Origin of the sequence: Asprobacillus argus (genome assembly GCF_032248395.1) — a bacterium.
Lineage (GTDB): Bacteria > Bacteroidota > Bacteroidia > Flavobacteriales > Flavobacteriaceae > Polaribacter > Polaribacter argus.
In genome coordinates this window covers 711,952-733,061 of sequence record NZ_JAVTTO010000002.1, presented here as the reverse complement: position 1 = coordinate 733,061, position 21,110 = coordinate 711,952, and the positions used below count along the sequence as shown (strand labels likewise).

Genomic DNA, 21,110 nt, shown 5'->3' with positions numbered 1-21,110 from the left:
TTTTTTTTAGTTTAGTTAGTTGCTCAAGTTACTTTATTTTTAATAAGGTTTTATCTGTTCGGTAAAAAGTAGTTTTTGACAACGTATCAAACTTTGTAGAACTGAAGCTTTTTTTTAGATTTTGATTCGGATAAACAATGTTTGCGAGATCTAAAAGTGTATGAAAAGTATTTATGGTTTGAACTCTTTTGGATGTATGACTCAAAAGGTTTTCTATTTTGTAATGATACTGCTCTTTGTACTGCTTTGAATTCCATACAAATAAAGGAATTTCAATTTCATATTTTGTTGGATTGATATATGCATGCATTAATTTGTTGGCACTATCATCATATAAATTCTCACCATGATCTGATATGTAGTAAAGATAGGAGATGGCACTTTGTGCTTTTAATTGTGCTATAAATTCACTTAAAATATGATCTGTATATAAAATCGAATTATCGTAGCTATTTATAATTTTATCTTTATTAGCAATATCGGTAGAGTTCTCTATAGAAAGCCCTTTTGCAAGATTTGGAGTAAATTTTTCGAACTCTTTAGGGTATCTGTAATTATATCTGAAATGACTACCTAACGTATGAAGGACAATAAATTTTTTACGAGAGGTATTGTCTTTTAATACTTTCTCCAATTGAGGAATTAAACCTTCATCATAGTTCAACGCATCTAAGGATACAGAGGTGTTTTTGTATTCATCTGCCAACCCAGAATAAAAACCAAACACACTTCCAATACCACTAGGGACATTAGTAAGCCAATAGGTTTTGAAGCCTACTTCTTTAAAAGGAGTAATAACGGCGGGTTCTTCAAATTTTACCGAAGCGTTTTCTGGAGTTGCCCTTGTGAGCATAAAAGGAATACTTAACGAAGTTAAATTGGCATTACTATTTACATTATTGAAAGGGATAATATTAGCAATAGTGTCTAGGTTTGGTGTAGTGTTTCTTTGATATCCATATAAACTAAAATTGTGTTTTCGTGCAGTTTCTCCAATAACTAAGACATAAATTTCCTGTTCTCTTAAACTGTCATTTTTTACAGCATTAAACTTAAAATTCTTAACATTTTCTATGTAGTTTTTCCTTTTTTGCAATCCTGTGTAGGCTCCATTAGTCTTCATTAAGACATCCGTTGGGTATATCTTGCGTAATTGTACTCTTAATGAATAGTTCGCCATACCTACGGTCTCAGAAAAGTTATCATTCAACTTAGAAGCCATCATATAATTTCGAGCGTATAATCCTGCAAATATTAACAATGAAAAAGCAAGTATTCGCACCCGTACTTTTTTAGATAATTTGTAATCCTTAGACATAAAATAGGTCAGGAAGAAAATGAAAACAATGGCGATAATTAAAGATAAGATGGTTATAATTCCACCATCTAATAACTCAGAAGCCTCTCCATAATTTGTAAAAAAAACGGAAGCTACGGCTTCTTCCGAAGACGGAGCTTTAAATGTGTATACATTGTACAACTCGAATAGTAAGAAAGGTGATAATAAAAAAACCAACCAGCCATACCATTTAGGTTTTAAAAAACTTAATGGAAATATTATAATTGCCAAACCTAAAGCCAGATATACCACTTTTTTTGTGAGGGTACCCACCACTGAATCTTCGCCAACAAGCACAAGTAAAAGGTTAGGAAGCATACAAATGATCACTAAAACACATAAAAGAATGAAATTTTTCTTACTTCTCATTCTTCTGCCCATTTAACATCAAGTATGCTTTTAAGAAAGAGTTGATGTTTCCATCCATTACGGCATCTACATTTCCAGTTTCATGAGATGTTCTAACATCCTTTACCAATTTATAAGGATGCATAACGTAATTACGTATTTGACTTCCCCATTCATTTTTTAATTTGTTAGCTTCTATATCATCTCGGGCGGCTTGTCTTTTTTGAAGTTCTATTTCGTATAATTGAGACTTTAACATTTGCATTGCCGTTGCCCTATTGTCATGTTGTGATCTAGAATTTGAACATGAAATCTGAATGCCCGTAGGTTTGTGGGTTAATTGTACCTTGGTTTCCACCTTATTAACGTTCTGTCCACCAGCTCCACTCGATCGAGCCGTAGTTATTTCTATATCTGCTGGGTTTACTTCTATTTCGATAGAATCGTCGGCAACAGGATATACGTATACCGAAGCAAAAGAAGTATGTCGTTTAGCATTACTATCGAATGGAGAGATACGAACCAACCTATGTACACCATTTTCACCTTTTAACCAACCAAAAGCATAATCGCCATCAAACTCAATGGTAACCGTTTTAATACCTGCTGTATCCCCTTCTTGATAATTCAATGTTTTCGCTTTGAGCCCTTGTTTATCAGCCCACATGCTATACATACGCATCAACATTTCTGCCCAATCACAACTTTCTGTACCTCCGGCGCCAGCAGTAATCTGTAATACAGCACTAAGGTTATCACCTTCATCAGATAGCATGTTTTTAAATTCAATATCTTCTAGAAAAGAAAGTGCTTTTTCAAATTGATCTTGTATTTCTAGTTCTTCTATTTCACCCTCTTTATAGAAATCATATAGTACAAGTAGATCATCATTAAGAGTAACAATCTGATTATAATCTTCTACCCATTTTTTCTTTAAACGTAAAGATTTCATAAGAATTTCCGCTTCTTTTGGATTGTTCCAAAAGTCAGGGTTTGCAGTTTTCTCCTCTTCATTGCTAATTTCTATAAGCTTTTTCTCGATTTCTAAATAAGATTTCAGCTTAGAAATGCGCTCAGCAATATCTTTTAATTGATCTTGTGTTACCATATTTTGAACAAAAATAAATTAAATATTTACAATTCTAGGTTCTTATTAATAATTGTATTTTTATGAACTCTTTTTTAAAGATCCTTACTTATGAAGAAATTTATGTTGCTGCTTTTTTTGGTAGCTTATAGCAATTACGGGTTTTCACAGTTCTTAGCAAAAAACCAAAAAGTAACCAAGCATGAGGGTTATATGGATTTTTATTATGATAGTGGTTCTGACAAGATATACCTACAAATAGATGCATTGGAACAAGAGTTCTTGTATGTCTACGCACTTTCTGAGGGTATAGGTTCAAATGATATTGGTTTAGATAGAGGTCAATTAGGAGATGGGGTAGTTGTGTATTTTAAAAAAGCGGGAAATAAGCTGTTATTAATTCAACCGAATCAAACCTATAGAGCAATTACCGATAATAATGAAGAAAAGCAATCTGTAAAAGAAGCCTTTGCAAAATCTGTATTGCATGGATTTAAGATCGAAGAAGAGAAAAATGGTGTTTATCTAGTAGACGCAACGTCTTTTTTTATGAGAGATTCTCATGGTGTTGCCAGAAGACTTTCTAGAAACGGTCAAGGAAATTATAAATTGGATGCTTCGAAAAGCGCATTCAACATGGATCGAACCAAAGCTTTTCCAAAGAATAGTGAAGTAGATGTCATGATCACTTTTAAGGGAACCCCTAAGGGATTCAATATCCGAAGTGTAGCACCTGATGCCTCTCTTGTTACCGTAAACATGCATCATTCTTTTGTTGAACTACCTGACAATAATTATAAACCTAGAAAGTTTGATACACGATCAGGATCCTATGGGATGACCTTCTTGGATTATGCTACACCGGTAGATCAACCTATTAAAAAAAGATTTATCTACAGGCATAGATTGGAGAAGAAAAACCCCAAAGCAGCTGTTAGTGAGGCTATAGAGCCTATTATATATTATTTAGATAGAGGTACACCAGAACCTGTTAGATCTGCTTTGCTGGATGGAGGAAGATGGTGGAATCAAGCTTTTGAAGCTATTGGGTATAGAGATGCATTTCAGGTTAAAATGCTTCCTGAAGGGGCAGATCCTTTAGATGTAAGATATAATGTTATTCAGTGGGTACATAGATCCACGAGAGGATGGAGTTATGGTGGGTCTGTTTCTGATCCGAGAACAGGAGAAATTATAAAGGGACACGTTAGTTTAGGGTCATTGCGAATTAGACAGGACTTTTTAATCGCTCAAGCGTTGCAGGCTCCGTATAAGAGTAATAATAAGAATGATGACTTTGCTTTACAGATGGCCATAGCAAGAATACGACAACTTTCGGCCCATGAAATAGGACATACACTAGGTTTTGCACATAACTTTGCCGCGAGCACCAACGGAAGAGCTTCTGTAATGGATTACCCACACCCAATGTTATCTCTTAAAAATGGTAAGATCGATTTTTCTAAAGCGTATGACAACAAAATAGGGGCTTGGGATAAAGTTACGGTTGCATATTCTTATCAAGATTTTGAAGGAGATGAAGAGGTTCAATTGCGTAAGCTATTAGAAGATGCATTTGCTAAAGGGTTACGTTATATTTCTGATGCTGATGCAAGACCAAAAGGAGGGGCGCACGCTTATGGTCATTTGTGGGATAATGGGAGCGATATTGTGCAAGAGCTCAATAACATTTTAAATATTCGAAAATTTGCTATCAGTAAATTCTCAGTAGACAACATAAAATCTTCTCAGCCGTATTCTGTATTAGAAGATGTTTTTGTTCCGCTATACTTCTTTCATAGATATCAAACCGAAGGTGTTGTGAAAATGATTGGAGGCTTGGATTACAACTATGCTGTAAAAGGAGGGAACCAGACTATTGTAAAGAGAATAGATGGTAAAGAAGAGCGAAATGCTTTGACTGCTGTTTTAAGAACACTTGACGTTAAAGAGATTGGTATTCCTAAGAACATTCTATCTATTTTTCCGCCTAGAGCTATGGGGTATGGTAGAAGTAGAGAATCTTTTAAAAGCAAGAATGGAGTGGCATTTGATCCTTTTGGAGCAGTAGAGACATCTTCTCAAATGACATTGGAGCTCTTATTACATCCAGAGAGAGTTTCAAGATTGGTACAGCATAAAAGTTTAAATAAAGATCAGATTGGATTGGTAGAGGTTTTAGACCAGCTCATTAAAGAATCCATAAATAAAAAGTACAAAGATCCTTATTATCAAGAGTTGCAAAATGTAGTGAATGTACAGGTGTTAAACCAATTGTTTAGTTTGATCTCAAATAAAAACACATACAAACAAGTTACTGCAATAACGAGAGCAAAGCTATTGGAGATTAAAGATATCTATAGGTCTTCTAAGCGAAAAGGGCTTGAGAAAATCTATGGAGATGAGATGGTGACTATGATCAATAGTTTTATGAAGAATCCAAAGAGCTACAAGAAAATAAATTCACCTAAAATACCAGATGGTTCCCCAATTGGAAATTAATATGAAAGAAATCGACCTAATAAGCGATACAGTAACAAGACCTTCATCGGAGATGTTAAATGCAATGATGACGGCTAAAGTTGGAGATGATGTTTTTAAAAACGACCCAACAGTAAATGAATTACAAGAAAAGGCAGCTGCCATGTTCGGTATGGAAGATGCGTTGTTTTTTCCTTCTGGAACGATGGCAAATCAAGCAGCCATAAAGCTGCATACCCAGCCTGGAGATAAATTATTTTGTGATAAATGGGCGCATGTCTACAATTACGAGGGAGGAGGCGTAGCTTTTAATTCGGGAGTTACTTGCAGCCTTATTGATGGAGATAGAGGAATGTTCACAGCCGATCAACTGAAGGATGCAGTAGCAGGAAGAGCAGATATACATGTACCATTTTCAAGGCTTGTTTGTATTGAAAATACAACCAATAAAGGAGGAGGAGCTTGTTGGGATTTTAACGAGCTGAAGCGCATTGAGAAAATTTGTAGGGACCATCAACTGGATTATCATTTAGATGGAGCAAGATTGTTCAATGCACTGGTAGCAAAGAATGAATCGGCAATACAATATGGAGCATTATTTGATACTATTTCCATATGTCTATCAAAAGGATTGGGAGCTCCTGTAGGTTCTATTTTACTAGGAACTAAGACACATATAGCTAAAGCACTTCGCATAAGAAAACTGTTGGGAGGGGCTATGCGGCAAGTTGGATTTTTGGCCGCGGCTGGTATTTATGCTTTAGAAAATAATGTGGAGAGATTGACTGAAGATCATCAAAAAGCAACGCAGATAGGTGACTTACTAAATTCGCTAGATTATGTGAAAAAAGTAGAACCTATAGAGACTAACATCGTTATCTTTTATGTCCATGATGAAATTGGTGATATGAATTTTATTGAAAACATGAAGTCCAAGGGAATATTACTAACTCCAATGGGGCAAGGTAAGATCAGAATAGTAACCCATTTAGATTTTACAGATGATATGTTAAAAAAATTGCTACATGAGTTACAATCTTTTAAATAAAAAAAAGCAGCTTTAAAGCTGCTTTTTTTTATTCGTTATTTTCTTCCAACTTACTAAGTTCTTTATAATTCTTATTTAGTTTCTTAAGTAGTATTCCGTACAATAAGTAATAGATCAACCATAAGATTAACACCATAAGACCAATTGTCAATATCTGCGTAACGATAAGAACAGCAATCATTTTACCTCCTGTTAAATTAGTATTCTCCACACCAGTAAGTAATGAAAAACCGTCAGGAGTATTAATGATTAAAATATTTAAAATAATACTCAATATAATAACGCTAATGATATTGTAATACACATACCATTTCACAGTCTTACGAGTCTTTAAAATTTTACGCATCAAAGTTTTCGTATTGTCAATGGTGGTTATAGCGGAATAATTTCTATAAAAAAGTACTAGAAATAGTAGAATTACGGCATAGTGCAAATAGGTAGTGTAGTTCAAGAAACTCATTAAATTGAGTCGTTCATAAGGTTCGAACCCACCTGCTTGTGTCACTACATAGTTGATGCCTATCCAAAAGGCAAATTCTAATAGGCCTATGATAAATATCCATTTTACGATAGACGTTGATTTGGATTGAGACATCTTGTAAATGTCTAACGCGGTCAACTTTTCTACTGATTCTGGTTGATTGTCCCAGGCTTTTTTATATTGATCTAAATCCATAGTACTCATATGTTATGGGTTTAATATGTTTTTAAGTTTTTCTTTTGCTCTATTCATTTTCACTCTAGCATTCACTTCAGAAATACCAAGAGTTTCAGAAATTTCTTTATAAGGCTTACTTTCTAAATATAAGAAAATGAGCGCTTTATCGATATCATTTAAAAGATGTATCGCCTTGTACAAAGCTTTTAATTGTCGTTCTTCAGTATCGTCATAATCATGAGACTGAATTTTGAAAGCCACGTCACTTATATCTTGTGTTTTAATGGTTCTGGTCGACTTTCTGTACAGTGAAATAGCTGTATTTAACGCAACTCTATACATCCATGTGCTAAACTTAGAGTCTCCTCTAAATTTTTCATAATTCTTCCACAGTTGAATGGTGATTTCCTGAAATAGGTCTTTATGCGCGTCCTGATTTGTAGTATAAATCCTACAAACCTTGTGAACGATGTTTTGATTCTTTTCAAAATCTAACAAAAAGCTTTCTTCAGTTTTTTTATCCACTCTTTAAGTGATTAGTTTTATCATAAGTAGCTGTAAAGGTAAAAAAGTTACAAAAACTTAGTTTTTTATTAAATATAAAATAAAATAGTACCTTTGTTTAATAAATAAGAGAATATCTTGAACAGCATAAAAACGGATTTTACAATTAAAGACCTTGAAAATATTTCAGGAGTTAAGGCGCATACGATACGTATTTGGGAAAAGAGGTATGGACTTCTAAACCCTCAGAGAACAGACACCAATATTCGTTATTATTCGAACGAGAACCTGACAAAACTTTTAAATATTGTTTTACTCAATAAGAATAATTATAAGATTTCAAAAATTGCCAAGATGCCGGAAGAGGCAATTACGTTAAGTGCTAGAGAACTTGCCTTTAAAGTTGCTGTAAATGATGAAGCAATAAACGCTTTTAAAATTGCTATGTTCCAGTTTGATAAGACCTTATTTAATAACACATATAATAAGTTGTTACATAAAAAGACGTTTAGAGATATCTTTAAGGATGTCTTTATGCCTTTTTTACAGCATATAGGACTGCTTTGGCAAACTGAAACGCTGTTGCCCGCGCACGAGCATTTTATTTCAAATTTGATTGCTCAGAAGATTCAGATAAATATTGAAAAACTTCAATATAATGTTTCTAACTCTTCAACCACATATGTTTTGTTCCTTCCAGAAAATGAGATTCATGAATTAGGATTACTTTACTTAAATTATGAGTTGGTGCTTCGAGGGAACCATACTATATATCTTGGGCAAAGTTTACCTATAGATAACCTAAACTATTTTTTCGACGGTGATCAGAAAATTTGCTTTATCACTTCATTAACCGTTCAGCCTTATGATGACAAAGTAGAAGATTATTTTGAACATTTGAACGATGTTTTAAAAGGAAGTGAGCATAAGCTAATAGCCGTTGGAAGGAAGACTACGGAAGTTCAAAATCATTCATTTGAAGCGAATATAGACCTGTATCTTAGCATCTCCGATTTGTTAAATGTATTATAAAAGTCCTCTCTTTTCATAAAACTGTTTAACATTTTATTATATTTGTTAAACAGATGAATAAAACCGTTCACATTATTGGCTCAGGATTTTCCGCTCTTGCGGCTTCTTGTTACATGGCGAAAGCTGGATATAAAGTTACTGTACTTGAAAAGAATGCTACTGTTGGTGGACGCGCTAGGCAACTAAAAAAAGATGGTTTTACATTTGACATTGGCCCAACTTGGTATTGGATGCCAGATGTTTTTGAGCGCTTTTTTGGAGATTTTGGAAAAAAACCTTCAGATTATTATGACCTTGAAAAATTAGACCCAGCATATAGTGTATATTTTAAAGATGGAACTTCTGTGAATATTAGCGCAGTATTGGAAGAAATATATGAACTGTTCGAGTCTGAAGAAAAAGGAAGTTCCGAGCATTTGCAGAGATTTTTAAAGTCAGCAAAATTCAACTATAAAACGGCTATTGAAGACCTTGTTTATAAACCAGGAGTTTCACCGTTAGAATTAGTTACTCCAGTGACAATAACAAGGGTTACTCAGTTTTTTTCTACTATTTCAAAAACAGTTAGAAAAAAAATTAAAAGTAATAAGTTAATACAAATTCTTGAGTTTCCGGTTTTGTTTTTAGGGGCTAAGCCTACTAATACACCGGCCTTTTACAATTTTATGAACTATGCCGATTTTGGGTTAGGCACATGGCATCCAAGAGGCGGAATGTATAAGGTAATTGAGGCTATGGTTAGTTTGGCGAAAGATCTGGGAGTGCGTTTTGTCACCAATGCGAATGTGGAAAAGATTAACGTAAACCATAAAGGAGCTGTGGAAAGCATTATAGTGAATTCAGAGAAGGTTGAAGCAAACCTTGTGCTAAGTGGAGCAGACTATCATCATACTGAAACCTTGTTGGACGCACAATTTAGACAATACTCAGAAAAGTATTGGGAAAAGAAGATCTTTGCGCCATCTTCATTGTTATTTTATGTTGGTTTTGACAAAAAGTTAAAGAATGTAAATCATCATACGTTGTTCTTTGATGCAGATTTTGATGCCCATGCTGTAGAAATTTACGACCAACCCGCGTGGCCAAAAGATCCTTTATTTTATGCCAGTTTTCCTAGTAGAACGGATTTAGATTGTGCTCCAGAAGGTAAAGAAGCCGGTATTTTTTTAATACCCTTAGCACCTGGTATAGAGGATACCCATGCATTGCGTGCAAAATATTTTGACATAATTATTGAAAGATTTGAACGCCTCACAAATCAGGGAGTTAAAAATAATATTATCTTTAAAGAGTCTTTTTGCGTAAATGACTTTATAAAGGATTATAATTCTTACAAAGGGAATGCATACGGTATGGCAAATACACTCTTGCAAACTGCATTCTTAAGGCCAAAAATTAAAAGCAAAAAAGTACATAATTTATATTTCACAGGTCAGTTAACTGTGCCAGGTCCCGGGGTTCCCCCGTCGCTAATTTCTGGAAAGATAGCTTCTGAGTTAATCCTAAAAAAACACTCGTAAAATGAAACAATTATTTGATGAAGTCTCTTTTGATTGTAGTAGAATAGTTACTAAGAAGTATAGCACCTCATTTTCTATGGCGGTTAAAATGCTTTCCCCTAAAATACGAACGGCCATTTATAATATTTATGGATTTGTGCGATTAGCAGATGAAATTGTTGATTCGTTTCATGATTTTAATAAGGAGGAATTGTTGTTAGATTTTGAGCGCCAGTACTATCAAGCCTACAAAACAGGGATAAGTCTTAATCCTATTTTAAATGCTTTTCAAAAGACGGTAAAGCGATATGGCATATCTGATGATATGGTTCAGGCATTTTTGAAAAGCATGAAAGCTGATCTTTATAAATCCACGTATAATACAAAAGAGGAGTACGATGAGTACATTTATGGGTCTGCAGATGTTGTAGGTTTAATGTGTTTAAAGGTTTTTGTGGATGGGAACGAAGAGAAGTTTAATGAACTAAAAGATGCCGCCATGAGATTAGGTTCAGCTTTTCAAAAAGTAAACTTCTTACGAGACCTTAAAGATGATTATGAACTGTTGAATAGATCCTATTTTCCAAATATTAACTTAGCTTCCTTAGATGCAGGGTCTAAGCAATTAATTATAGATGAAATAGAAGCTGATTTTGAATATGCTTTTAACCATGGTGTTTTAAAGTTGCCAGTTGAGGCTAAATTTGGTGTCTATATGGCATATAGGTATTATCGAAGATTATTAAAGAAATTGAAAAAAGTACCTTCAGCAAAAATTATTGAAACGCGAGTACGGATTTCTGACCCAATGAAGCTAAATTTATTGGCTAGAAGTTATGTGAAGTATAAACTAAATATGATATAAAGTTATGTTATTTGCATTGATCACTATTGCTACTTTTTTAACCATGGAGGGCATTACGTGGTGCACACATAAGTTTGTAATGCACGGTTTTATGTGGTATTTTCATGAAGATCATCACCAACCGAGATATGAAAATCCGCTGGAGAGAAATGATATCTTTTTTGTAATATTTGCCGCACCAAGTATTGCACTGTTCTATTTTGGAATTAACCCCACATTGAACTATATGTTCTTCATTGGCCTTGGGATACTTTTCTATGGAATAGCTTACTTTTTAGTGCACGACGTGTTGATACATCAGAGATTTAAATGGTTTAAGAATACTAATAATCGTTATTTAAAGGGGTTGAGAAAGGCTCATAAGATTCATCATAAGAAATTATATAAACACGATGGAGAGTGCTTTGGAATGTTATTTGTTCCTTTCAAATACTTTCAAAAACCTAGGATCTAGTGTATCTTTATTTACTTCTTAATATTGCTTCTTTGAGTATACCATTAGCCTATTCTTTCAATAAGAAAATGCGGTTTATAAAGCATTGGAAAATTGTCATACTTTCTCTCATATTAATTTCAAGTATTTTTTTGGTTTGGGATGCCATATTTACAAAGAATGGTGTTTGGGGATTTAACCCAGACTATCATTTAAATATACTGCTCTTTGGTATGCCTCTAGAGGAGTGGCTATTCTTTTTTTGCATTCCGTATGCAAGTGTTTTTATTCATTATTCACTAGTATATTTTAAACCTAAAGCAATCTTACCTAAACCACTAACAAGAGTAATTACTCTTTGTTTGATCGTTATTCTCGCAGTTGTTATTTATAATAATGTTGACAGGGATTATACGTTTGTCAATTATACGTTTCTAGTATTTGCACTTGCTATTGGTTTACGATATGGGATTGTGTATTTGCAACGATTTTATATTTCTTTTTTGATAATACTCATCCCTTTTTTTATTGTCAATGGAATCCTTACTGGTACGGGATTAGAAGAACCAGTAGTATGGTATAATAATAATGAGAATTTAGGAATACGATTACTGACCATTCCTATTGAAGATATTGGCTATGCATTTACCATGATCTTTGGAAATATCTTTTTAATAGAAAAGTTTAAAAGAGCATCTTCGGACTAAGCTATTTGTTTCTCTAATGCCAAAAAGTGTGTGGTCTTATGATAAGTTAAAGGAAAAATGTGTAACTCACATTTATACAATGTGTTATCTTTTTTTTTGTTTACAATAATTGCTTTAAAAGGTTTATTTTCTCTTAGCTTTTTTCGGATATGATCTTTTGATTCTTGGCTCGTTTCTTTTGTCTGTAAGAAAGACGGCGTATTACGTAAAGCATTATTCTTGGTATATCCAGTCATCTCTGTGAAACCATCATTTACCCATAAGATGTTTCTGGTTAGATCTGTCAGTACTAATGCTTCGTAGGTATTATTGAGAAGGATTTGATCAATTTCATTCTCCCATTTATATTTGGATGCAAAACTTTTAAGAGTACTAAGGTCTTGTTTTTTTTGCAATTCTTTTAAAGTATTAAAATAGCCAAGACCGCTTAGATCCCAACTTAAAAGAGGTGTAGTTTTCATATTAATTTAGTTAGTTATATCCTTTCTTTATGGCATTTTTACGTTCGTCATTACGTTCTTTCAAATACCATAATTCGGTGCCATCTTTTGCTTGTGATTTAATAGCACCAACTTCTGTTAATAAAATTCTTAGATCATCGTCTGAGTAGGCTCCAATTCTTTTTCTTAATGTAACATACTTTCTTTCAGGATATTTCTTATGATTTAGTAACTCGATGAGGTAATCTTTCACATTTTCTCTACTCGTGTTCTGCAAATAATACATTTCCTTATTGTGTTTGAATTGCGACCTTTGAAGTAAGTAATTGATAAGACCAGTAAGCAGTCCACCAACTAATACACCAATTAAGGCCCATATTTCAGGTCCAAGAGTAGCTTCAAAAAACAAGGGTAGTAACATGCTTATCCTCTATATATATTTTCGTAAAGATCATTGTATATTCCTTTAATGATCTTGCGTTTCATTTTCATAGTTGGAGTTAAGTGACCTCCATCAATGGACCATTCATCTGGCGTAAGTTCAAACTTTTTAATTTGCTCCCATTTGCCGAAATTAACATTACAAGCATCAACCTCTTTTTGAATTCTAGCAATTACGATGTCTGAACTGGCAATTTCTTTATGGGTCTTACCAATATTTTTCCCTTTTCTATCTATCCAATCTTGAATGAACACAAAATTAGGCTGAATAAGAGCAGCTGGCATTTTCTCTCCTTCACCAACCACCATAATTTGTTCAATAAAACGAGATTGTTTTAATTCTCCTTCTAAAAGAGCAGGAGCGACATATTTACCGCCCGAAGTTTTGAACATTTCCTTTTTCCGATCTGTGATCTTTAAAAAGCCATCCTCGCAAACTTCTCCAATATCTCCAGTATGGAAATAGTCACCTGTCATTACTTCCTTGGTTTTTTCAGGATCTTTATAATAGCCTTGCATCACATTTGGGCCTTTCACCAAAATCTCTCCATCCTCTGCAATTTTTACTTCAACTTCATCAATAATTCTACCAACGGTCCCTATTTTGAAACCTTTGTTTTTTTGATCATTTACTGATACAACTGGTGATGTTTCTGTTAAACCGTATCCCTCCATTATTGGCATACCGGCAGCGGCAAAAAATCGAGTTAACCGAGGCTGCAACGCGGCACTTCCAGATACCATAAGATCCAATCTACCACCTAAGCCTTCTTTTATTTTTGAGAATATTAATTTTCGGGCAATTCCTAGTTTTTTCTCATACCACCATCCATTTGCGCCATAAGGTTCATATTTTAGACCTATTTCCATAGCCCAATAGAATAATTTTTGCTTGATACCTGACAAATCTTCACCACGGCCATAGATCTTATCAAATACTTTCTCATAAAGTCTTGGTACAGCTGTCATAACATGAGGTTTTACCTCTTTAAGATTGTCGCTCATGGCTTCTATAGACTCTGCAAAATACACCGTGATTCCACAATATTGATAAAGGTATAGCATCATTCTTTCAAAAATGTGGCATACGGGAAGGAAGCTTAACGATACAGCTTGGCCTTTTTCTAGAGGCACTCTCTTGTCACTGGCTAATACATTAGAAACAATATTTCCATGCGAAAGCATAACACCTTTAGGCCTTCCTGTGGTACCAGAAGTATAGATCAATGTAGCTAGGCTTGATGATGTAACACTATTCTTTCGTTCATCAACTTCAGTTTGGTTCGAAGTATCGCTACCCAACTCTAAAACATCAGTCCAACTTTTTTCTCCTTTTATCATGTCAAAAGTAAATACCTCTTTCAGTTTGGTATTTCCTTTGATCTGGTTTAATTTTTCTAAGATCGTTTCATCAGAAACAAAACAATAAGTAGCTTCTGAATGATTTAAAATATACTCGTAGTCTTCTTTAGAAATAGTTGGGTAGATAGGCACATTCTGAGCGCCAGTTTGCAAAATACCAATATCTACAACATTCCATTCTGTTCTATTGTTAGTTGATATAACTGCAACTTTATCATTAGGTTGGACACCTAATCGTAATAAACCTCTGCTAACAGCATTGGCCTTATTTATATATTCTTTTGAAGAGGTTGCTTCCCATTTTCCATCATATTTGGTAACAAAAGCTTTTTCTAAATTGAACTTTTTTTCCGCATAATATGGGAAATCAAATAATCGAGTGATTTCTATTGACATGTTTTGACTTGTTTGTAGCAAGCAAAATACAAAAAAGCAAAGGAACCCACAACAAACTAATACTCTTAGCCAGCGTAAATTTTGTCAAATAGAGATTGGTATTTATTCTTGATTATTTTTCTACGCATTTTCAGGGTAGGAGTAAGATGCCCTGACTCTACGGACCATTCGTCAGGTGTTATTTCAAACTTTTTTATTTGTTCCCATTTTCCAAAGCCATGGTTACAAGTGTCGATCTCTTTTTGAATACGATCGATAAGCCTTTGATCTGTGGTTATACCTTTAACAGGATATGACTTTCTTTTGGCCCACTCTTGAACAAATTCAAAATTGACTTGTATAAGAGCGGCTGGCATTTTTTGACTTTCTCCAATAACCATAACCTGTTCTATAAACCTGGATTTTTTCAACTCACTTTCTAAAACAGCAGGAGCAATGTACTTGCCTCCAGAGGTCTTGAATATCTCTTTTTTACGGTCTGTAATTGTTAAAAAACCATCAGTATCTAGCTTTCCAATGTCTCCTGTATGCAAATAATTAGCTTGAATGGTCTCTTGTGTTAGCTCGCCATTCTTATAATATCCTTGCATTACGTTATGTCCCTTGATCAATATTTCTCCGTCTTCTGCAATTTTAATTGCTACTCCTTTCAATGGTTTTCCTACAGTACCAATTTTAAGTCCATTGTTTCGCAGATCGTTTAAGGTTGCTCCAGGAGAAGATTCTGTCATACCGTATCCTTCAAAAATGGGAATTCCTGCAGCTGTAAAAACCCGAATCAATCTGTCTTGCAAAGGCGCACTACCTGAAAGCATGAACTGTAATTCTCCTCCCAAAGCTTGACGCCATTTGGAGAATATCAATTTTTTTGCAATACCTAGCTTAAAATGGTACCAAGCTCCATTTTTCCTATAAGGTTTGTACTGTTCACCTAAGGAAAGCGCCCAAAAGAAAAGCTTTTTCTTGACACCTGATAATTGACTTCCTTTATCTACGATCTTATCAAAAATCTTTTCTAAAAGCCTAGGTACAACGGCCAAAAAATGTGGTTTTACTTCTCGAATAGTATCTCCAAGAGTTTCTATACTTTCAGCAAAGTACACCTCAAAACCCATATATTGGTAGTAATAAGAGGCCGCTCTTTCAAAAACATGACAGATAGGTAAATAGCTGATGACTCTTTTATTTTCCCCCTCTAGATCTAATCTATCTGCGGTAGCATAAATGTTGTCAACCAAATTTTGATGAGACAACATCACGCCTTTAGGTGTACCTGTAGTTCCAGAAGTATAAATAATAGTTGCTAGATCGGTTGGTAATACGTTTGACTTTAAGTTTTCAACCTTAGATTGACTCATTTCATCTTTACCAATGGTTAGAAAACTTTCCCACCCCGACTCATTATCTAATTCTTCAAAACTATATATCCCTATTAATTGGGTTTGATCTTTTACGTTGGTTACTTTTTTAAATAAGTCATTATCAGAAACAAAGCAATATTTAGCATCGCTATGATTTAAAATATACGCGTAGTCTTTCTCAGACAATGTTGCATACAGAGGCACATTTAATGCTCCAGTTTGAAGGATTCCAATATCTAGAATATGCCATTTTGGTTGATTATTTGTAGTAATAACCGCAATTTTATCGCCAGGGTTGATTCCTAATTGCAAGAGAGATCTACTAACATTATTGGCAAGTTCAATGTATTCTTCAGTCGAAACATTTTTCCAGACATTATCAGATTTATAAACAAAACAATTGTTAAGTGGAGTGTTTTCCATTTGATATCGAGGGAAATCAAATAGTAGCGATATAGAAGAGTTCATATGTGAAGGTTAGTGACAGCCCAATATATCAAAAAAGAAAAACACCTACAATATGCAGGTGTTTATAAAATTGTAGTTGATTTGAAAGCTTATCTGTTATCTAAAAGATATCTGTTAAAGCTTTTTCCGTTGATCTTTGTATATTTTGAATTGATATCGTATGCTACTTTCATTCCTTTAATATCGAATTCTCCACGTACGTTCGTATATTTGATATTTAAATCCTCTTGAAAATCTGTATTGTTAAAGGATACACCGTCTTTAAATTTAGTGTATTTAAACGTTGCTGTTTCTTTAAAAACCGCTTTCGCAAAACTCACATTATTATCAAATTCAGCGTATTTAAATGTTGTGTCATCTTCAAACTTTGCTCCTGCAAACGACGCTTGTTCATCAAATTTTGAATACTTGAACATCGCTTTTCTCTCGAAAGTACAACCCTTAAAAATGGCATCATCTTTAAAACTAGCTACAAAGGTATAACCACTGTTTTCAGAGTCTGGAATGTATGCCAATACATTATCTTCAAACGTACAGTTTACGAAGGAAACTTTTGATTTAATGTAATGTTTTACCGTATTACTACCTCCATTTTTCCACCAACTGTTTCGTTTTCTTTTAGGTAGGTCAACCAATTTTTCTTCCATGTAAGTGAAGTCTAGATCACCAACAATCGTTGCATTGTTGTAAGATATGTCTTTTCCATTTTTCATATCTTTCATAATGTCTGAAGCTTTTATGGTCTTCTGAGCAAAACCGACAGAAGTCATTAAGAAAGCCATTAATGCTATTAGAGTAATTTTATTTTTCATGGTATTATAAGTTTTCATTCACTCTAAAGACATCCCATCTTTTTATTTGTGACAGTTGCCTATTTGTTTTTCTTTTCAATCCACTTTCTAGCATTTACAAAAGCCTCTAACCATGGAGAAACTTCATCTTTCCTTTCTTTAGGATAGTTTGCCCAGTTCCACTGAAATGTAGAACGTTCTATATGCGGCATCGTTACTAAATGTCTCCCAGTTGCATCACACATCATCGCAGTATTAAAGTCAGAACCATTTGGATTATGCGGGTATCCGTCATAGCTATACTTAGCAACAATATCGTATTGATCTTCCGAATAAGGCAACTTGAATTTGCCCTCTCCGTGAGATATCCAAACTCCCAATGTCGTTCCCGCTAATGAGGATAACATTATCGAGCTGTTTTCTTGGATCTTCACAGAGGTAAAGGCACTTTCGTGTTTACCAGAATCGTTATAAGTTAATTTACCATGTACATCATGATCAGGGTTAATAAGATCTAATTCCATCCACAATTGGCACCCATTGCAGATACCTACGGATAATGTATCTTCTTTATTAAAAAAGTTCTTTAAAGCGGTGTTGGCCTTCTCATTGTATTTGATGGCACCTGCCCAACCTTTGGCAGAACCTAATACATCTGAATTCGAAAAGCCTCCGACAGCGCCTATAAACTGAATATCTTCTAAGGTTTCTCTTCCAGATATTAGATCCGTCATATGTACGTCTTTGACATCAAATCCAGCTAAATACATTGCGTTTGCCATTTCCCGCTCAGAGTTACTTCCTTTTTCACGTAAAATTGCAGCTTTCGGTCTATTGGCAGGAGAAGTATCAACAACATCAGCTATCTTTCCTGTAAAGTGTTCTGGAAATCTATATTGTAATGGTTGATGTTTGTAGTTATCATATCGATCTTGAGCCAATCCTTTTGCGGTTTGTTTTTGATCAAGAAGAAACGAGGTTTTATACCAGGTATCTCTTAATTCTGATACCATCAAAGAATAATTCGTATGATTATTTTGAATATGCAAAGTATCACCTTCCGTAACTTCTCCAATTTTGATAGCAGTAATGTTGTTTGCAGCTAGTACTTGCTCAATACTATCGTCCTTGGCTTGTATGACAATTCCACTATTTTCAGAGAATAACAATTTAATATCATCTGATTCTCCTAATTCGGTAAGATCCAAGGTAGCCCCCGTATCTGTATTTGCAAAGCACAATTCAAGTAGAGTTGTAATTAATCCACCAGAAGCTACATCGTGACCAGCAATGATCTGCTCATTTCTTATAAGGCTCTGTATTGTATTGAATACATTCTTTACATATGTAGCATCTTTAACTGTCGGAGCATCATTCCCTATTTTATTGACAATTTGAGCAAATGAACTTCCTCCAAGTTTAAAATCGTCTTGAGAAATATTGATATAATAAATGGACCCACCATTTTTCTGAAATACCGGCTCAACAATTTTGGTAATATCATTACAGTTACCAGCAGCAGAAATAATAACCGTACCAGGAGAAATAACTTCTTCGTTCGGATATTTTTGCTTCATTGATAACGAATCTTTTCCCGTCGGAACATTGATTCCCAAATCGATTGAAAACTCTGAAATAGCTTTTACTGCTTTATATAAACGAGCATCCTCACCTTCATTCTTGCAAGGCCACATCCAGTTTGCCGATAAAGAGATAGATTGTAAACCTTCTTTTAACGGTGCCCAAATAATATTTGTTAACGCTTCGCTTATGGAATTTCTACTTCCAGCTACCGGATCGATCAACCCTGAAATAGGGGAGTGTCCGATAGAAGTGGCAATACCTTCGTTGCTGTTGTAATCTAAAGCCATAACACCAACATTGTTTAACGGAATTTGCAAAGCTCCAACACATTGTTGTTTTGCTACCTTACCACCAACACAACGATCTACTTTATTTGTTAACCAGTCTTTACATGCAACCGCTTCGAGTTGTAAAACTTGTGATAAATAATTGTGAAATTCAGAAGAATTATAAGCAACAGCTTCATAATTTCTGTCAATTGTTTGATCGGTCATGATCGTTTTAGGAGAGCTCCCAAACATATCTTCTAGACCTAAATCCATAGGTTTGTTACCATTAGTAGAAGATTCAAAGGTGAAGCGATCATTTCCAGTAACATCTCCAACTTCATACATAGGAGAACGTTCTCTTTCTGCAATGCGTTCCAACGTATCAATATGTTCTTCAGCAATAACCAATCCCATTCTTTCTTGAGATTCATTACCAATGATTTCTTTGTTCGATAGTGTAGGGTCTCCAACAGGTAATTTATCTAAGTCTATTTTACCTCCAGTTTCTTCTACCAATTCTGACAAACAATTTAGATGTCCACCAGCTCCATGATCATGAATAGAAACAATAAAATTTTCTTCACTTTCTACCATACCACGAACAGCGTTAGCAGCACGCTTTTGCATTTCAGGATTTGATCGTTGTACAGCATTCAATTCTATTCCAGAAGAGAATTCACCTGTATCAGCAGAAGAAACAGCCGCTCCTCCCATTCCAATTCTATAATTATCTCCTCCAAGAATAACGATCTTATCGCCAGTTTCTGGTGTATCTTTTAATGCTTGACTTTGCTTTCCATATCCAATTCCTCCGGCTTGCATGATTACTTTATCAAAACCCAATTTTCTGGCATCCTCTTCATGTTCAAATGTCAGTACGGATCCTACGATTAATGGTTGTCCAAACTTGTTCCCGAAATCTGATGCTCCATTAGAAGCTTTGATCAGAATATCCATTGGTGTTTGATATAACCATTTACGTTCTTCTAAATTTTCCCAAGGTCTATTTTTCTCTAATCGAGAATAAGAAGTCATATATACCGCCGTTCCTGCTAAAGGAATTGACCCTTTTCCACCAGCCAATCGATCTCTAATTTCTCCACCAGAACCTGTAGCTGCACCGTTGAATGGTTCTACCGTAGTAGGGAAGTTATGCGTTTCAGCTTTTAAGGAGATTACAGAATCAAATTCTTCTATTTGATAATAATCTGGAATATCTGCTCTTTTAGGCGCAAATTGTTCCACTTTTGGGCCTTTAATAAATGCAACATTGTCTTTATATGCAGAAACAATGTCATTAGGATTTTGTTTTGATGTTTCTTTAATCATTTTAAACAACGAAGAAGGTTGCTCTTCTCCATCAATAACAAAAGTTCCATTAAATATTTTGTGTCTACAATGCTCCGAATTTACTTGAGAGAATCCGAAAACTTCAGAATCTGTTAATTTTCGACCTATCTTGTTGGACAAGTTCTCGAGATATTCTACTTCGTCCAAGCTTAATGCTAGACCTTCTTGCTGATTATAGGCTCCTATATCATCAATCTCTAAAATAGGTTCGGGTTGTATATCAATAGTAAATGTTTCCTGATGTAAACCATTAAATTTTTGAAGGATCATAGGGTCGAAGTCAGAAAAATCCTCATTTACATGTTTAAATTCTTCAATTCTCATGATACCCGAAACACCCATGTTTTGAGTAATTTCTACGGCATTGGTACTCCAGGGAGTAATCATTGCTGCTCTAGGGCCAATAAAAAAGGCGTCTAAAGACGCCGAATTTATTTTATGTTGGTTGCCAAAAAGCCACGTTAATTTTGATATGTTTTCAGCTGTTAGTTCTTCTGCTGTTTGAACAGCAAAAACTTTGCTGTTTACGTTTCCAAAGAAATTAATCATTCTATCTAAGTTTGATATTATATAAGAAAGTGTAAAGTTAAAATATTAGGATGAATTGAAAGGTAAAAACAAGCTATTATTTTGCGATTTTTAAACGG

17 protein-coding genes are annotated in these 21,110 nt (G+C 34.5%); 7 read left to right on the top strand and 10 right to left on the bottom strand.

All coding sequences use genetic code 11. The features are described from left to right. Positions 1 to 28: 28 nt before the first annotated feature. Together RQM59_RS07145 and prfB are read right to left on the bottom strand one after the other, a co-directional pair. The gene (locus RQM59_RS07145) at positions 29 to 1,708 is read right to left on the bottom strand and encodes a phosphoethanolamine transferase family protein (protein WP_349241402.1); all 1,680 of its coding nucleotides are present in this window, start codon (positions 1,706 to 1,708) and stop codon (positions 29 to 31) included. Further along, positions 1,698 to 2,795 carry a peptide chain release factor 2 gene (gene prfB, locus RQM59_RS07140; RefSeq protein WP_349241401.1) on the bottom strand — a complete coding sequence of 366 codons (1,098 nt, stop codon included), beginning with the start codon at positions 2,793 to 2,795 and terminating at the stop codon, positions 1,698 to 1,700. Before prfB ends, RQM59_RS07145 begins: the two co-directional genes overlap by 11 nt. A gap of 90 nt (positions 2,796 to 2,885) precedes the next feature. Here prfB and RQM59_RS07135 point away from each other — a divergent pair, with 90 nt between their 5' ends. Together RQM59_RS07135 and RQM59_RS07130 are read left to right on the top strand one after the other, a co-directional pair. Beyond that, positions 2,886 to 5,276, top strand: a complete 2,391-nt coding sequence (locus RQM59_RS07135; RefSeq protein WP_349241400.1) for a zinc-dependent metalloprotease — start codon at positions 2,886 to 2,888, stop codon at positions 5,274 to 5,276. Position 5,277: 1 nt separating this feature from the next. Next, positions 5,278 to 6,303, top strand: coding sequence for a threonine aldolase family protein (locus RQM59_RS07130; RefSeq protein ID WP_349241399.1), 1,026 nt, complete (start codon positions 5,278 to 5,280; stop codon positions 6,301 to 6,303). A 28-nt stretch (positions 6,304 to 6,331) separates the two neighbouring features. Here the strand turns inward: RQM59_RS07130 and RQM59_RS07125 are convergent, their stop codons facing one another. After that, entirely contained in the window at positions 6,332 to 6,988 is a 657-nt protein-coding gene (locus RQM59_RS07125; RefSeq protein ID WP_349241398.1) for a DUF8845 family protein, read from the bottom strand. Between the two features lie 3 nt (positions 6,989 to 6,991). Then, positions 6,992 to 7,486: an RNA polymerase sigma factor gene (locus RQM59_RS07120; RefSeq protein ID WP_349241397.1), complete on the bottom strand. Its 495-nt coding sequence runs from the start codon at positions 7,484 to 7,486 to the stop codon at positions 6,992 to 6,994. 117 nt (positions 7,487 to 7,603) lie between these two features. Here RQM59_RS07120 and RQM59_RS07115 point away from each other — a divergent pair, with 117 nt between their 5' ends. From RQM59_RS07115 to RQM59_RS07095, 5 genes are read left to right on the top strand one after another with little or no spacing between them, the layout of a single operon-like run. Continuing rightward, positions 7,604 to 8,497 (top strand): MerR family transcriptional regulator, encoded by an 894-nt coding sequence (locus tag RQM59_RS07115; RefSeq protein ID WP_349241396.1) that lies wholly within the window; start codon positions 7,604 to 7,606, stop codon positions 8,495 to 8,497. A gap of 53 nt (positions 8,498 to 8,550) precedes the next feature. Further along, positions 8,551 to 10,017, top strand: coding sequence for a phytoene desaturase family protein (locus RQM59_RS07110; protein ID WP_349241395.1), 1,467 nt, complete (start codon positions 8,551 to 8,553; stop codon positions 10,015 to 10,017). Between the two features lies 1 nt (position 10,018). Then, entirely contained in the window at positions 10,019 to 10,861 is an 843-nt protein-coding gene (locus RQM59_RS07105) for a phytoene/squalene synthase family protein (protein ID WP_349241394.1), read from the top strand. A gap of 4 nt (positions 10,862 to 10,865) precedes the next feature. After that, positions 10,866 to 11,315 (top strand): sterol desaturase family protein, encoded by a 450-nt coding sequence (locus RQM59_RS07100; protein ID WP_349241393.1) that lies wholly within the window; start codon positions 10,866 to 10,868, stop codon positions 11,313 to 11,315. After that, the gene (locus tag RQM59_RS07095) at positions 11,315 to 12,001 is read left to right on the top strand and encodes a lycopene cyclase domain-containing protein (protein ID WP_349241392.1); all 687 of its coding nucleotides are present in this window, start codon (positions 11,315 to 11,317) and stop codon (positions 11,999 to 12,001) included. Before RQM59_RS07100 ends, RQM59_RS07095 begins: the two co-directional genes overlap by 1 nt. On the opposite strand, the gene RQM59_RS07090 is transcribed toward RQM59_RS07095, so the two are convergent. From RQM59_RS07090 to purL, 6 genes are all read right to left on the bottom strand, one after another. After that, on the bottom strand, positions 11,998 to 12,462 hold the full coding sequence (locus RQM59_RS07090) for a PAS domain-containing protein (protein ID WP_349241391.1): 465 nt from the start codon (positions 12,460 to 12,462) through the stop codon (positions 11,998 to 12,000). The genes RQM59_RS07095 and RQM59_RS07090 overlap by 4 nt on opposite strands. A 10-nt stretch (positions 12,463 to 12,472) precedes the next feature. Further along, a complete protein-coding gene (locus RQM59_RS07085) occupies positions 12,473 to 12,862 on the bottom strand; it encodes a hypothetical protein (protein WP_349241390.1) in 390 nt (129 codons plus the stop codon). A gap of 2 nt (positions 12,863 to 12,864) precedes the next feature. Beyond that, positions 12,865 to 14,640: an AMP-dependent synthetase/ligase gene (locus tag RQM59_RS07080; RefSeq protein ID WP_349241389.1), complete on the bottom strand. Its 1,776-nt coding sequence runs from the start codon at positions 14,638 to 14,640 to the stop codon at positions 12,865 to 12,867. Between the two features lie 65 nt (positions 14,641 to 14,705). Then, positions 14,706 to 16,469, bottom strand: a complete 1,764-nt coding sequence (locus RQM59_RS07075; protein WP_349241388.1) for an AMP-dependent synthetase/ligase — start codon at positions 16,467 to 16,469, stop codon at positions 14,706 to 14,708. Positions 16,470 to 16,558: 89 nt separating this feature from the next. Continuing rightward, a complete protein-coding gene (locus RQM59_RS07070; protein WP_349241387.1) occupies positions 16,559 to 17,281 on the bottom strand; it encodes a pentapeptide repeat-containing protein in 723 nt (240 codons plus the stop codon). A gap of 59 nt (positions 17,282 to 17,340) precedes the next feature. Further along, a complete protein-coding gene (gene purL / locus RQM59_RS07065; protein ID WP_349241386.1) occupies positions 17,341 to 21,012 on the bottom strand; it encodes a phosphoribosylformylglycinamidine synthase in 3,672 nt (1,223 codons plus the stop codon). Positions 21,013 to 21,110: the final 98 nt, after the last annotated feature.

Bases quoted from the DNA above. Each gene is read 5' to 3' on its own strand.
- RQM59_RS07130 (WP_349241399.1), top strand. From the start codon at position 5,278: ATGAAAGAAATCGACCTAATAAGCGATACAGTAACAAGACCTTCATCG.
- RQM59_RS07075 (WP_349241388.1), bottom strand. From the start codon at position 16,469: ATGAACTCTTCTATATCGCTACTATTTGATTTCCCTCGATATCAAATG.
- RQM59_RS07110 (WP_349241395.1), top strand. From the start codon at position 8,551: ATGAATAAAACCGTTCACATTATTGGCTCAGGATTTTCCGCTCTTGCG.
- purL (WP_349241386.1), bottom strand. From the start codon at position 21,012: ATGATTAATTTCTTTGGAAACGTAAACAGCAAAGTTTTTGCTGTTCAA.
- RQM59_RS07080 (WP_349241389.1), bottom strand. From the start codon at position 14,640: ATGTCAATAGAAATCACTCGATTATTTGATTTCCCATATTATGCGGAA.
- RQM59_RS07135 (WP_349241400.1), top strand. From the start codon at position 2,886: ATGAAGAAATTTATGTTGCTGCTTTTTTTGGTAGCTTATAGCAATTAC.
- RQM59_RS07085 (WP_349241390.1), bottom strand. From the start codon at position 12,862: ATGTTACTACCCTTGTTTTTTGAAGCTACTCTTGGACCTGAAATATGG.
- RQM59_RS07145 (WP_349241402.1), bottom strand. From the start codon at position 1,708: ATGAGAAGTAAGAAAAATTTCATTCTTTTATGTGTTTTAGTGATCATT.
- RQM59_RS07105 (WP_349241394.1), top strand. From the start codon at position 10,019: ATGAAACAATTATTTGATGAAGTCTCTTTTGATTGTAGTAGAATAGTT.
- RQM59_RS07125 (WP_349241398.1), bottom strand. From the start codon at position 6,988: ATGAGTACTATGGATTTAGATCAATATAAAAAAGCCTGGGACAATCAA.
- RQM59_RS07070 (WP_349241387.1), bottom strand. From the start codon at position 17,281: ATGAAAAATAAAATTACTCTAATAGCATTAATGGCTTTCTTAATGACT.
- RQM59_RS07100 (WP_349241393.1), top strand. From the start codon at position 10,866: ATGTTATTTGCATTGATCACTATTGCTACTTTTTTAACCATGGAGGGC.
- RQM59_RS07090 (WP_349241391.1), bottom strand. From the start codon at position 12,462: ATGAAAACTACACCTCTTTTAAGTTGGGATCTAAGCGGTCTTGGCTAT.
- prfB (WP_349241401.1), bottom strand. From the start codon at position 2,795: ATGGTAACACAAGATCAATTAAAAGATATTGCTGAGCGCATTTCTAAG.